The organism is Streptomyces sp. NBC_01689 (assembly GCF_036250675.1).
Classification (GTDB): Bacteria; Actinomycetota; Actinomycetes; order Streptomycetales; family Streptomycetaceae; genus Streptomyces.
Genome location: NZ_CP109592.1, coordinates 4,622,277 through 4,635,620, shown reverse-complemented (window position 1 = coordinate 4,635,620; position 13,344 = coordinate 4,622,277). Strand labels below are relative to the sequence as shown.

Below are 13,344 nucleotides of genomic sequence, written 5' to 3'. Positions count from 1 at the left end.
CGGTGAGCCCGGCCTCGGCGAACCGGCCACCGCGGCCGGCTCTCCCGGCACCCGCACCCGCACCCGTTTCCGTGCCCCGGCGCGCACCGTCGGTGAACCCGCCGGACCCACGACCGGCAGCCCCCGTCCGGCCACCGGTCACGCCCTGCCCGGCACCGCCACCGACGCCGCGGAGGGACACCTCACCCGGCCCGGCGGGCCGGCCGCCGTCCCACGGGACGTGCGCGCCGCCCGGTCGGCCGAGGTCACCGGAGCCGGTGACCGGTCCGCCGTCGCCCGCCGGCTCCCGGCGCTGGAACTTCCCCCGCATATCCCGCTCAGGCCTTCAACTTGTAGCCGAAACCGCGGACCGTCTCGATCCGGTCCTGGCCGATCTTCGTCCGCAGCCGCTGGACATGGACGTCGACGACGCGGGTGTCACCGCCCCAGCCGTAGTCCCACACCCGTTCGAGCAGCTTGTCGCGGCTCAGCACCGTGCCCGGCGCGGACGAGAACTCCAGCAGCAGCCGCATCTCGGTGGGGGTCAGCGCGACCGGCACCCCGCCCTTGAGCACCTCCATGCCCTCGGTGTCGATCTCCAGCTCACCGTCCCCGAAGGAGAGCAGGCCGCCGTCGACCGGCGAGGGCGCGTCCGTCCCCCCGTTCGCGCCGCTCGCGTGCCCGAACCTCCGCAGCACCGCGCGGATGCGGGCGACCAGTACGGCCCCGTCGAAGGGTTTGGTCACGTAGTCGTCGGCGCCCGCCTCGAGGCCGAGGACGACGTCGATGGAGTCGGCCCGCGCCGACACCATGATCACGGGGACCGTGGACTCGTCGCGGATGCGACGGCAGAGGCTGACGCCGTCCAGACCGGGGAGCATGACGTCCAGCAGCGCGATGTCGGGGCGGTCCGCCCGGAACGCCTCCAGCCCCGACAGGCCGTCGGGCATGGCCGTGACCGCGAAGCCGTCGCGCTCCAGCGCGAGTTGTGTGGCCTCGCGGATCACATCGTCGTCCTCCACGAAGAGGACGTGGGTCTGGTCTGCCATCCGGCTGCTCCGTTTGCTCCGTCTGCTCGTCAGTTCGCGGCGGGGGCGGGGGTGGCGGTGGCGCCCACCGCGTTGCTGTAGTCGTTGTGCGTGCGCGACTTCTCGGTGAAGCGGGTCGCCGACCAGCCGTAGGTGATCACTTCTTCGCTGGAGGGGTACGACACCGGGTCGCCCCTCTTGTACAGCTGCTGGGTGACCACCAGATCGCCCCGGTCGATCTCCGCGTAGACCGGCGGTTCCTCGGTCCTGAAGACGTTCTCGTACCGGCCCTTCTCCTCGCGGTACACGTACGAGCCGATGCCCACCGCGTCTCCGCAGGTCATCACGTTGACGACGACGTCGTCCGCGGGGCCGCCGGTCAGTTCCCCGTACGACACGTCGACCGGGTACTCGTCGGCCACGCACGGCTTGAGGGCGCTCTTGACCGACGCACTGACCTCGGGGTCGTCCTTGACGAGCTTGACCACGTCCACCCGCTTGGCCGCCTTCGTCGGCGAGGGGGAGGCGGTGGGCGTCGTGGGGGCCTTGGCCACCGCCTCGCTGCCCGCCGGGCCCTCGTCACGGGCGCCCGTCCCCCCGGTGGCGCAGGCGGTCAGGAAAAGGCCGAGGGCGGCGAGCGCGGCCGTCGCCGCACTCCCCGCCTTCAGTACCCGGCCGGCCCTCCTGGCCCGAATTCCTAGGCCGCGCAACGCTCCCGCTCCTTACCCGGTTCGAGCGCGCGGGCACCGCGCTCCTCCTGGTCCCGGCTCTCCAGCTCCTCGCGGAGCCGGGCCAGCGCCCGGTGCAGCGTGCTCTTGACCGTTCCGGCCGACATGCCGAGCGCGGCGGCCGTCTCCTCCGTGGACATCTGCTCCCAGTGTCGCAGCACCACGACACTGCGCTGCTTCGGAGCGAGCACCTTCATGATGTCCATGAGGAGCGCGCGGTCCGCGTGCTGCTCGGTGGAGTCCTCGACGCGGGCGTCCGGGAGCTGCTCGGTGGGGACCTCGTCGAGCTTCCGGGCGCGCCACCACTCGGTCCGGGTGTTGATCATCACGCGGCGCAGGTAGGCGTCGGCCAGCCGCTTGTCGGCGATGCCGTCCCAGCGGCCGTAGGTGCGGACGAGCGCGGTCTGCAGCAGGTCCTGGGCGTCCACGGGGTCGGGGACCAGGCGACGGGCACTGCGCAGCAGCGCGTCCTGCCGGGTGCGGACGTACTCCTCGAATTCGAGCACCTCGCCGTGCGCCATGATCAACCGCCTCCATCCCCGTTTCCGACCCGCCTGCTGCCGGTTGTGTCCGTCGCTTCCGTACCGCTGTCGATCCGCTGTGCGTGCGGTACGGCAATGAAGCTACGGAGGCGTTGTCACGGGGTTGTCCGAGACAGCCTGCGAGGAGCACTCGGCTGTACGTCGGTTGTGTAACGGAGGGAGGAGGCGGGTGACGCGCGGCGGTCACATGTCCGTGTTGGGGATGTTTTGGTGAGGTGCGGTTCGCGGGGCGACCGTCTCTACGTCAAGGGCAGCCGATACAAACCGCCCGTGAGGGGTTCGACGAGTCCGTCGGCGACGAGCCCGTCCAGGGCCCGGGCGCGCTGCACCGGTTCCTCCCACACGCGGTCCAGGGCGGACTGCGGGACGGGCGTGACGGCCTCCCTCAGCACGGCGAGCAGCTTGCCGCGCACCTGACGGTCCGTACCGGCGTACGTCTGCCCGCGGCGCGGCGGACCGTCGTGCTCCGGCTTGCCCGCCAGCCGCCAGGCGCACTGGGCGGCGATCGGACAGCGGTGGCAGCTCTCGTTCTTCGCCGTGCAGATCAGCGCGCCGAGTTCCATCGAGGCGGCGGCCCAGCGGGAGGCGGTCCGCTCGCTCTCGGGGAGCAGGGCGCGGGCGAGCTTGCGCTCGGCGGCCGTGGTGGCGTTCGGCGGGTACTGGACGCCGGCCACGGCCCGGGCGAAGACCCGGCGCACGTTCGTGTCCAGCACGGCGTGCCGCTGGCCGTACGCGAAGGACGCCACCGCCGCGGCCGTGTACTCGCCGATGCCGGGCAGCGCGAGCAGCTGCGCGTGCTCCGTGGGTACGTCGCCGCCGTGCCGTTCCGTTATGGCGACCGCGGCGCCGTGCAGGCGCAGGGCACGGCGGGGGTAGCCGAGCCGGCCCCAGGCGCGGACCGCTTCGCCCGGCGCCTCCTTGGCCAGGTCGGCCGGGCGGGGCCAGCGCGCCACCCACTGCTCGTACACGGGCAGGACGCGGCTCACCGGGGTCTGCTGCAACATGAACTCACTGACCATCACACCCCACGGGCCTGCGTCGGGGCGGCGCCAGGGAAGGTCACGGGCGTGCTCGTCGAACCAGGCGATCACCGGTTCGTGCAGGGTCTCGCCGGGGGCGGTGGGCTGGGGGCTGGGTGTGGGCATGGTGGGTGCAGTCATGGCCCTTCCGATCCTGCCATGGGTCGGTGCCGGGGCGTGCTTCCCGCGTCCATGGGCGGGTTGCGTGATCCCGCGCCCATCCCTGGGGGCTGCCGCCCCCAGACCCCCGCTTCGGCCTGGACGGCCTCGTCCTCAAGCGCCGGACGGGCTGGGTGGTGGGCGTGTGTTTGCAGGGTGGGCGTCGGTCCGCGCGATGTCTGGGGGCCGCCCCCGGACCCCCGCGTCGGCCTGGACGGCCTCGTCCTCAAGCGCCGGACGGGCTGATGGTGTCGGCCGGTGCTGAAGGGTTGGTGGCCGACGTGGTCTTTCGGGCGTGGGCGCGCATCTCCAGCCCGTCCGGCGTTCGAGGACGAGCCCTTCGGGCGAAGGCGGGGGTCCAGGGGGCGCAGCGCCCCTGGCGGGGTCCGGGGCGGAGCTCCGGGGGACGGGTCGGGTAGGGGCGGCGGGGGCGAAAAACAGGCAGGAACCGGGCTGCCGAGATGATGATCCGGAAAAGTTGGGTCCCAGGGCGGCGGGTGGGGCAAGCCCCGGCCCCGATCTCTCGTACAGTTTGCGCCGTGGGATCTCTGCGCAATCCGGTCGGGCCGCTACCCTCCACCATCTACTGGCGTCGGAGGGCCGTTCTGCTGTCTCTGGTGGCGCTGTTGGCGCTCCTGACGGTCTGGATCGTCAGCGGCGGAGGCGGCGGGAAGAAGGGCGCGGACGGTTCCAACGGGAAGAGCCCGGTGGAGACGATCACCCCGGGCCCCTCGGGATCCGGCCCGGCGATAAGCCAACACCCGGGCGGACGCGACGAGTCGAGCGGCAGCGCGAACGCGGGCGGCGGCAACGGCGGCGGCACCGGCGGCGACGGCGGGTCCGGTGACGGGAACGGTTCCGGCGGCGCCGACGGCGGCGGCACCGGCGGCTCGGACGACGACGCCAACGGCGGAGGCGCCGGATCGGGGGGCTCCGCGGGTTCCGCGGATCAGGTCCCGGCCGGCTCCACTCTCCCCAACTGCACACCCGGCGCGGTCAAGTTGACCCTCCGCAGCGTCCACAACTCGTACGGTCCGGGCGCCAAGCCCTCGATCCAGCTGATCGCGAAGAACTCCTCCAGCGGCGACTGCAAGGTCGATCTCGGCCCGAAGAAGGCCGTCCTGACGGTCACTCAGGCCGGGAAGGACAAGAGCTTCTGGTCCTCCGCGGACTGCCCCAAGGACGCCTCCAGCCTCTTCTTCCGTGTTCCGGCCGGCGGTCAGGCGACCTACACGGTGGACTGGGACCGCACCGCCAGCGCCCCCGAGTGCGCGACGCCCCCGGCGGGTTCGGCGCCCACGGGCACCTACCTGGTGGAGGCGAAGGCGCCGGGGCTGGCGAAGGCACGGACCTCGTTCGTGCTGTCGCAGGACTGACGCCCGCGGCGACCCGTGACCCCGGGCCCGGGTGAGCCGGTTCCCGGGACGGTCCCGACCATCCGGACCGGGGCCGCGGGAGTCCCGGCGGCCCCGACCTCGGTCGCGGGAGCCCCGAGCGGGACGGCCCGGAACCCGCGCCCTCCGGTCAGACGTACCGCTCCAGGATCGACGACTCCGCCAGCCGCGAGAGCCCCTCGCGTACGCTGCGCGCCCGCGCCTCGCCCACGCCGTCGACCGCCTGGAGGTCGTCGACGCTGGCGGCGAGGAGCTTCTGCAGGCCGCCGAAGTGCTCGACGAGACGGTCGATGATCGCGCCGGGCAGGCGCGGGACCTTCGCGAGGAGCCGGAACCCACGCGGCGAGACCGCGGAGTCGAGCGCCTCGGGGGAGCCGGTGTAGCCCAGCGCCCTTGCCACGGTGGGCAGTTCGAGCAGCTCGGCGTGGGCGAGGGCGTTCAGCTCGGAGAGCGCCTCGTCCACCGTGCGGGAGCGCTTCGCGGTCGGCTCGGGCACGTAGTCGCGGACCACCAGCTCACGCTCGGGTTCGACGCCCGCGATCAGTTCGTCGAGCTGGAGGGCGAGCAGACGTCCGTCGGTGCCCAACTCCACCACGTACTCGGCGATCTCGGTCGCGATGCGGCGCACCATCTCCAGACGCTGGGCCACCGCCGACACGTCCCGGACGGTGACGAGGTCCTCGATCTCCAGCGCGGAGAGCGTGCCCGCGACCTCGTCGAGACGGAGCTTGTAGCGCTCCAGGGTCGCGAGGGCCTGGTTGGCGCGCGAGAGGATCGCGGCGGAGTCCTCCAGGACGCGTCGCTGACCGTCGACGTAGAGGGCGATCAACCGCATCGACTGGGAGACCGAGACGACGGGGAAGCCGACCTGCTTGCTCACCCGGTCCGCGGTGCGGTGCCGCGTACCGGTCTCCTCGGTCGGGATCGTCGGGTCCGGCACCAGCTGGACGCCGGCCCGGAGGATCTTGGTGATGTCCTTGTCGATCACGATGCCGCCGTCGAGCTTGCACAGCTCGCGCAGCCGGGTCGCGGTGAACTCCACGTCCAGCACGAAGCCGCCGGTGCACATCGACTCGACGGTCTTGTCCCAGCCGAGCACGATGAGTCCGCCGGTGTTGCCGCGGAGGATCCGTTCGAGCCCGTCGCGCAGGGCCGTGCCGGGTGCCACAGCGCTCAACGAGGCGCGCATCAGGCCATCGGCACCGGAGCTCCCACCGGACTTTCCGGGAGCTGCTGCCCGGTCGTTGGCTGCCACTGCACTCCTCCGGTCGCGGGTTTCCGGTCGCCCTGGGTTCGTACGGACGGGCGAGACCAGGGCAAAGTCTACCGGCGCTCCTCGTCCTCCCGTGGGGCCTCTCGACGACGGGAGCGCGGAAGGACCCGCAGAGCCTCGCCCATGTCGGCGACTTCCAGGACCTTCATACCGGGTGGAGTCCTGCCCGGATCGCTCGGAACGAGGGCGTGGGTGAAGCCCAGTCGGTGGGCCTCGGCCAGTCTCCGCTGCACCCCCGTGACCCGTCTGACCTCCCCGGCGAGGCCCACCTCGCCGATCGCGACGAGGTTCTTGGGGAGAGGAGTGTCACTCGCGGCGGACGCGAGCGCGAGGGCGATCGCGAGGTCCGCGGCCGGCTCGGAGAGCTTCACGCCGCCGACCGTCGCCGAGTAGATGTCCCGCTTTCCGAGGGCGCTGATCCGGCCCCGCTGCTCCAGGACGGCCAGCATCATGGAGACGCGGGAGGTCTCCAGGCCGGAAGTCGTCCGGCGGGGGGACGGGATCTGCGAGTCGACCGTGAGGGCCTGCACCTCCGCCACCAGCGGCCGGCGGCCTTCCAGGGTCACGGTCAGACAGGTGCCCGGGACCGGCTCGGCGCGGCGGGTGAGGAAGAGGCCGGAGGGGTCGGTCAGCCCGGTGATGCCCTCGTCGTGCAGTTCGAAGCAGCCGACCTCGTCCGTCGTCCCGTAACGGTTCTTGACCCCCCGGACCAGCCTGAGGCGTGCGTGACGGTCGCCCTCGAAGTGCAGGACCACGTCCACGAGGTGTTCCAGCAGGCGGGGGCCGGCGATCGCGCCGTCCTTGGTGACATGGCCCACCAGGAGCGTCGACATGCCGCGCTCCTTGGAGGCGCGGATGAGCGCCCCGGCGACCTCGCGGACCTGGGCCATGCCGCCCGGGGCGCCGTCGATCTCCGGGGAGGCGACGGTCTGGACCGAGTCGAGGATGAGGAGGGAGGGCTTCACGGCGTCCAGGTGGCCGAGGACGGCGGCGAGGTCGGTCTCCGCGGCCAGATAGAGGTGGTCGTCGATGGCCTTGATGCGGTCGGCGCGCAGCCGGACCTGGCTCGCGGACTCCTCACCCGTCACGTACAGCGTGCGGTGCTCGTCGCTCGCCGCCTTCGCCGCCACGTCCAGGAGGAGGGTGGACTTCCCGACGCCGGGCTCGCCCGCGAGCAGGACGACCGCGCCGGGCACCAGACCGCCGCCCAGGACGCGGTCCAGCTCGGGCACGCCGGTGCTGCGCGCGGTGGCCTGACGGCCGTCGACCTGGCCGATGGGGACCGCGGAGGTGGTGACCCGGCCGGGCGTGGTGGTCCGCACCGCGGGGGCGCCGTACTCCTCGACCGTCCCCCACGCCTGGCACTCGGGGCAGCGGCCGAGCCACTTGGCCGTCTGCCAGCCGCACTCGGTGCAGCGGTAGGACGGCCGGTCCTTCGCGGTTTTCGTACGGGCAGCCATGACCGAACCGTAGCCGAGGCCACCGACAACGCGGCCGGCCGTCATGTCCGCCGCCCTGCCCCGCTGTCATGTCCGCCGACATTTCGGTGCCAGTGCGGCTCCGTGCGGCTCCGTGCCGGGGGTCCGGTCCCGCTCCGTGCGGCTCCGTGCCGCGTCCGGTCCGGTCTCGGTCCGGGCCGCGAGGCCGTCGCCGGTCCCCTTCCGGCCGCGGGGGCGGCGGTGCCGGCCCGCTCCCCGTCACGTCGGCCGCGCCGGGGGCGTCCGCCGGGCGGGAACCGTCGCGCGCCCCCCGTCCGTCGCCGCCCGTGGAGGTCCAGGCCACGGAATCGGAGGCCGGTGTCCCCTTATGAGGGATCGTTTCACCCGTACGGATTAAATATGCTCAAGGGGGAAGAAGGGGTCGCCGTCGGGCACCTACGGTCGCACGGGTGATGAGCAGCAGTCCGGAGACCTCGACACACACCACGCACACCACCGGCGCACACCGGGCGCACGGCGCGGCGCGCAAGCGGGTGGCACTGTCCCGTGGCGCAGCGGCCCGCACGATGGCCCAGCACCCTCCCGCGCGCTACGAGCCCTATCTGGACGGCCTGTTCACCTACTGCCTGTCCGTGCTGTGCGACCACGACGCGGCCACCGTCGCGCTCGGTGACGTCCTCGCCCTCGCCGACCGCCGGGGCCAGCGCGGCCCGGACTCCCCGGACGACCGCCGGGCCTGGCTGTACGCGCTCGCCCGCTGGTCCTGCCTGCGGGGGCTCGCCGAGGCCCGGCGCAGACACCAGGCGACCCACGCCTCCGGGCGCCCCGCGACCGCCAAGGGCGAGAAGGAGGCCGCCGACCGGCGCGCGGCCGAGGCGCTCGCCGTCCCCGTCTCGGACGAGGTCCGGACCCTGCGACAGCGCGAACTCGCCCTGCTGGCCTGGCCGGAGGCCGCCGGGACCACCCCCGAGCAGCGGGAGGCGCTCGAACTCGCCGTCCGCCACCAGCTCGCCGCCCCCGAGGTCGCCGCCGTCCTCGGCATGGACACCACGAAGGCGCGTGAGCTGCTCGCCTCCGCCGCCTGCGAGGTCGAACGCACCCGCGCCGCGCTCGCCGTCGTCGAGACCGGCACCTGCCCGAGCGTCGCCCGCCTCACCGGCGACAGCCGGCTGGTCCTGAGCGCCGGGCTGCGCCGCGAGCTCGTCCGGCACGTCGACGACTGCCCGCGCTGCCGCCGCACGGCCGAGCGCGCCGCGCCCGGTACCTGGCCGGGCACGAGCGTCACGCCCGCCGCGCTCCCCGTCCTGCAGGCCCCGCGCGCCGCCCTGCACGTCGCGCTGGCGCACGCCCCGCGGACCCGGGGCGCCGCCGCGCCGCGCTTCGACCGGCGCGGCTTCCCGATGGACCCCAAGGACCGGGCCGCCCGCCGGGACCGGCTGCGGGCGCGCGCCGTCACCACGACCGTCGTCGCCACCGTCGTCGCCGCGCCTGTGCTCGCCCTCTGGGCGGCCTACCGCGGCGCGCCCCTCACCGGGGAGGGCGCGGACGGGCGCCCGGCCACCGCGAGCGAGGCGCACGGCCACGACGGCATCGACGGCACGGGCGGGGGCGGTTACGAGAACGCGGGCAACGCCAGCACCAGACCCGGCCACCGCTTCGCCAAGAGCGACGGCACGCCCGACGTGTCGGTGGAGGTCACCAGCGCCGCGGGCGCGGGCAGCGCCGCCGGACAGCTCTCCGTGCGGGCCACGGGCAGCGGCGACACCACCCTCATCACCCTGACCGCGTCCGGGAGTTCACCCGTCCACTGGTCCGCGCGCTCCGGAGCGCCCTGGCTCTACCTGAGCCGGTCGTCGGGCACGATCGCCCCCGGGGAGACCGTGACGGTCAAGGTGTACGTCGATCAGCTCCGCCAGCCGGTGGGTGCCTGGAGCGCGCGGGTGGCGATCGCGCCCGCGGGCGCCGTGGTCACCATCGGCGGATACGGGAACGCGCGCCCGTCCGCGCCCGGGGGGTCCGGGTCCGGCCAGGGGACGGGCGCCCCCACGCCGTCCGGCCCCGGCTCGGCGACGCCCTCACCCGACCCGTCGCCGACACCGACCGGCCCGTCCCCGACACCCACCCCCACGGACTCGCACCCGTCGGACCCCGGCGGGTCGGCCCCGCCGCCCGCGGGCACCGACGACCCGGTCCCGTCCTGACGGTCAGGCGACCGGGTCCGCGGGATGCGGTGCGAGCAGGGGGAGCTGCGCGGCCAGCCGCTGCTCACAGAGCTCCACCAGCCGGTCGTACCCGGCCTTGCCCATCAGCTCCACGAGCTCCGGACGGTACGAGACGTACACCGGGTCGCCCGCTCCGTGCGCCGAGGTCGCCGACGTGCACCACCAGTGCAGGTCATGGCCGCCCGGACCCCAGCCGCGGCGGTCGTACTCGCCGATCGAGACCTGGAGCACCCGGGTGTCGTCGGGCCGGTCGATCCACTCGTACGTGCGGCGCACCGGCAGCTGCCAGCACACGTCCGGCTTGGTCTCCAGCGGCTCGCGGCCCTCCTTGACCGCCAGGATGTGCAGCGAGCAGCCCGCGCCGCCGGCGAATCCGGGCCGGTTCTGGAAGATGCACGAGCCCTGGTACGGGCGCGTCTGGCGCTCGCCGTCCTCGTCCTGCGACACCCAGCCCGTCTCCAGGCCGATGTCGTGGTGCTGCCAGATGTCCGGCGTGAGCCTCGCCACGTGTCCGGCCACCCGCTTCTCGTCGTCCTCGTCCGAGAAGTGGGCCCCCAGCGTGCAGCAGCCGTCGTCGGCGCGGCCGGCCTGGATGCCCTGGCAGCCGCTGCCGAAGATGCAGTTCCAGCGAGAGGTCAGCCATGTCAGATCGCACCGGAAGACCTGCTCGTCATCGGCGGGATCCGGAAACTCCACCCATGCCCGCGCGAAGTCGAGCCCCTTCTCGTCGGCCGCCGCGGCCGTCGCCGGCGCCGCCTTCGGGGACTTCTTGGACTTCGTGGCCTTCGCCTGCGAAGAACCCTTGGTCGAATTGTCAGGCTTCGCCTTTTTCGTCTTTGGCACGCGTCCAGGGTAAGTCGCCGGAGGCGGCTCCGGGGACGGCGGGCGGCCCCGGTCGCAGTAGCGTTCCGTACATGAGACTCGGTGTCCTCGACGTGGGTTCGAACACGGTGCACCTGCTGGTGGTGGATGCACACCCTGGCGCGCGCCCGCTGCCCGCGCACTCGCACAAGGCCGAATTGCGGCTCGCCCAACTGCTCGACGCGAGCGGGGCGATCGGCTCCGACGGTGTCGACAAACTCATCGAGACGGTCCGGGACGCGCTGGAGGCCGCCGAGGACAAGGGGGTCGAGGCGATGCTGCCGTTCGCGACCTCCGCCGTGCGTGAGGCCAGCAACGCGGACGAGGTCCTGGCCCGGGTGCAGACCGAGACCGGTGTCGAGCTCCAGGTGCTGACCGGCGCGGAGGAGGCCCGGCTGACGTTCCTGGCCGCCCGCCGGTGGTTCGGCTGGTCCGCCGGGAAGCTGCTGGTCCTCGACATCGGCGGGGGATCGCTGGAGATCGCGTACGGCCTGGACGAGGAACCGGACGCCGCGGTGTCGCTGCCGCTGGGCGCGGGGCGGCTGACCGCGGGCTGGCTGCCGACCGACCCCGCCGACCCGGCCGAGATCAAGGCGCTGCGGCGCCATGTCCGGGCCCAGATCGCCCGTACCGTGGGGGAGTTCAGCCGGTTCGGTGCCCCCGACCACGTCGTCGCCACCTCCAAGACCTTCAAGCAGCTCGCCCGGCTGGCCGGGGCGGCACGCTCCACGGACGGGCTGTACGTGCAGCGGGAGCTGAAGCGGCGCTCGCTGCAGGACTGGGTGCCGCGGCTCGCCTCGATGACGGTGGGCGAGCGGGCGGAGCTTCCCGGAGTCTCCCCGGGGCGGGCGGGGCAGCTGCTCGCGGGGGCGATGGTCGCGGAGGGGGCGATGGACCTCTTCGGGGTGGAGACACTGGAGATCTGTCCGTGGGCGCTGCGGGAGGGCGTCATCCTGCGCCGCCTGGACCAGATGGAGACGGTGTAGCCGCCGGCGCGGCTGCCGCCGGTCCCGGTCCCGGTCCCGTACGGGACCGCGTCCCGACGTGTCCGTAGTGGGCACTCCGCGCCGTCCGCCGTCCGGGGACGGGCCCTCCACGCGATGTCCGGCCCCTGGACGGGCCCTTCGTACGGCGCCCGGGGTGCCGCCGGGGCGCGGCCTCCCCCGGCTCGGGGACACCCCCCCCGCAGCCCGCGCGGCCCATTCGAGGGGGTCCCGGGTCACCGCCTCCCCGCGCTCAGGCCACTCCCCGTACTCTGTCCCTCGTGGCAGAACCAGTGGTGCGCATCCCGGATGCGAAGGTCGCGCTGTCCACGGCGTCCGTGTATCCGGAGTCGACGGCGACGGCCTTCGAGATCGCGGCGCGCCTCGGTTACGACGGTGTCGAGGTCATGGTGTGGACCGACCCCGTCAGCCAGGACGTCGACGCACTGCGGCGGCTCTCCGACCACCACCGGATCCCGATCCTCGCCGTCCATGCCCCCTGCCTGCTCATCACCCAGCGCGTCTGGTCCACCGACCCGTGGACGAAACTCCAGCGCGCCCAGGCGGCGGCCGAGAAGCTCGGCGCGAGCACCGTCGTCGTGCACCCCCCGTTCCGCTGGCAGCGCCAGTACGTGCGCGACTTCGTCTCCGGCGTCTGGCGCATGGCCGACGAGACGGACGTACGCTTCGCCGTCGAAAACATGTACCCCTGGCGCTATCGCGACCGGGAGATGCTCGCGTACGCCCCGGACTGGGACGTCACGAAGGACGACTACCGCCACTACACGATCGATCTCAGCCACACCGCGACCGCCCGCACGGACGCCCTGCAGATGATCGACCGCATGGCCGACCGCCTGGGCCACGTCCACCTGGCCGACGGAAACGGTTCCAACAAGGACGAGCACCTGGTCCCGGGCCGCGGCACCCAGCCCTGCGCCGAGCTGCTGGAGCGCCTCGCGCTCGGCGGTTTCGACGGCCATGTCGTCATCGAGGTCAACACCCGCCGCGCGATGTCCAGCGCCGAACGCGAGGCGGATCTCGCCGAGGCACTCGCCTTCACCCGCCTGCACCTCGCCTCCGCCGTCAAGGTGCCCCGCCGGTGACGGACGCGGCCCCCCGCCGCCGCGGGCGCCCCTCCCGTACGCAGACGCAGGCGGCCCCCGCCACCCGCGACCGCATCCTCGACGCGGCCCGCGAGGAGTTCTCGGAGCGTGGCTACGAGAAGACGTCGGTCCGTGGCATCGCGAAGGCCGCCGGGGTCGACTCGGCCCTCGTGCACCACTACTTCGGCACCAAGGAACAGGTCTTCGAGGCCGCCGTCGAGGTCGCCTTCGCCCCCGCCCTGGCGGCTCCCACGGCCGTCGAGGACGGCCCCCTCGACGGCATCGGGGAACGCCTGACCCGCTTCATCTTCGGCGTCTGGGAGAACCCGGCCACTCGCGCGCCCCTCCTGGCGATCATCCGTTCCGCCGTGAACAACGAGACCGCCGCGGCCGTCTTCCGCCGGCTCATCGCCGCGCAGCTGCTGCGCCGCATCGCCCAGCGCGTCGACCTCCCCGACGCCGAGATCCGCGCCGAGCTGGCCGCCGCCCAGCTGGTGGGGGTGGCGATGCTCCGGTACGTGATCAAGGTCGAGCCGCTGGCCTCGGCGGACCTGGAGCCGATCATCAGGCGGGTGGCGCCGGTGGTACAGGGCCACCTCACCCTGCCGTGA

12 protein-coding genes are annotated in these 13,344 nt (G+C 73.4%); 5 read left to right on the top strand and 7 right to left on the bottom strand.

The window, feature by feature from the left end:
* Window positions 1–317 precede the first annotated feature (317 nt).
* The 4 genes from cseB to OG776_RS19670 form a co-directional block, all read right to left on the bottom strand.
* Window positions 318–1,028 carry a two-component system response regulator CseB gene (cseB, locus tag OG776_RS19685; RefSeq protein ID WP_148012282.1) on the bottom strand — a complete coding sequence of 237 codons (711 nt, stop codon included), beginning with the start codon at window positions 1,026–1,028 and terminating at the stop codon, window positions 318–320.
* A gap of 29 nt (window positions 1,029–1,057) precedes the next feature.
* A complete protein-coding gene (locus tag OG776_RS19680) occupies window positions 1,058–1,717 on the bottom strand; it encodes a hypothetical protein (protein WP_384960573.1) in 660 nt (219 codons plus the stop codon).
* On the bottom strand, window positions 1,705–2,256 hold the full coding sequence (locus OG776_RS19675) for a SigE family RNA polymerase sigma factor (protein WP_148012281.1): 552 nt from the start codon (window positions 2,254–2,256) through the stop codon (window positions 1,705–1,707). The genes OG776_RS19680 and OG776_RS19675 overlap by 13 nt, the downstream gene beginning before the upstream one ends.
* Before the next feature lie 260 nt (window positions 2,257–2,516).
* Window positions 2,517–3,437 carry an A/G-specific adenine glycosylase gene (locus tag OG776_RS19670; RefSeq protein WP_148012280.1) on the bottom strand — a complete coding sequence of 307 codons (921 nt, stop codon included), beginning with the start codon at window positions 3,435–3,437 and terminating at the stop codon, window positions 2,517–2,519.
* A 557-nt stretch (window positions 3,438–3,994) separates the two neighbouring features.
* On the opposite strand from OG776_RS19670, the gene OG776_RS19665 reads away from it, so the two are divergent.
* Window positions 3,995–4,831, top strand: a complete 837-nt coding sequence (locus tag OG776_RS19665) for a hypothetical protein (RefSeq protein ID WP_329321915.1) — start codon at window positions 3,995–3,997, stop codon at window positions 4,829–4,831.
* A gap of 148 nt (window positions 4,832–4,979) precedes the next feature.
* Here the strand turns inward: OG776_RS19665 and disA are convergent, their stop codons facing one another.
* Entirely contained in the window at window positions 4,980–6,104 is a 1,125-nt protein-coding gene (gene disA / locus OG776_RS19660; protein ID WP_148012277.1) for a DNA integrity scanning diadenylate cyclase DisA, read from the bottom strand.
* Between the two features lie 68 nt (window positions 6,105–6,172).
* The gene (radA, locus tag OG776_RS19655; protein ID WP_148012276.1) at window positions 6,173–7,582 is read right to left on the bottom strand and encodes a DNA repair protein RadA; all 1,410 of its coding nucleotides are present in this window, start codon (window positions 7,580–7,582) and stop codon (window positions 6,173–6,175) included.
* Window positions 7,583–8,010: 428 nt separating this feature from the next.
* Here radA and OG776_RS19650 point away from each other — a divergent pair, with 428 nt between their 5' ends.
* A complete protein-coding gene (locus OG776_RS19650) occupies window positions 8,011–9,762 on the top strand; it encodes a BACON domain-containing protein (protein ID WP_329321912.1) in 1,752 nt (583 codons plus the stop codon).
* Window positions 9,763–9,765: 3 nt separating this feature from the next.
* Here the strand turns inward: OG776_RS19650 and OG776_RS19645 are convergent, their stop codons facing one another.
* On the bottom strand, window positions 9,766–10,626 hold the full coding sequence (locus OG776_RS19645; protein WP_148012274.1) for a hypothetical protein: 861 nt from the start codon (window positions 10,624–10,626) through the stop codon (window positions 9,766–9,768).
* Window positions 10,627–10,697: 71 nt separating this feature from the next.
* Here OG776_RS19645 and OG776_RS19640 point away from each other — a divergent pair, with 71 nt between their 5' ends.
* From OG776_RS19640 to OG776_RS19630, 3 genes are all read left to right on the top strand, one after another.
* The gene (locus OG776_RS19640) at window positions 10,698–11,630 is read left to right on the top strand and encodes a Ppx/GppA phosphatase family protein (RefSeq protein ID WP_329321910.1); all 933 of its coding nucleotides are present in this window, start codon (window positions 10,698–10,700) and stop codon (window positions 11,628–11,630) included.
* Between the two features lie 278 nt (window positions 11,631–11,908).
* Entirely contained in the window at window positions 11,909–12,733 is an 825-nt protein-coding gene (locus OG776_RS19635) for a sugar phosphate isomerase/epimerase family protein (protein ID WP_329321908.1), read from the top strand.
* A complete protein-coding gene (locus tag OG776_RS19630; protein ID WP_329321906.1) occupies window positions 12,730–13,344 on the top strand; it encodes a TetR/AcrR family transcriptional regulator in 615 nt (204 codons plus the stop codon). The genes OG776_RS19635 and OG776_RS19630 overlap by 4 nt, the downstream gene beginning before the upstream one ends.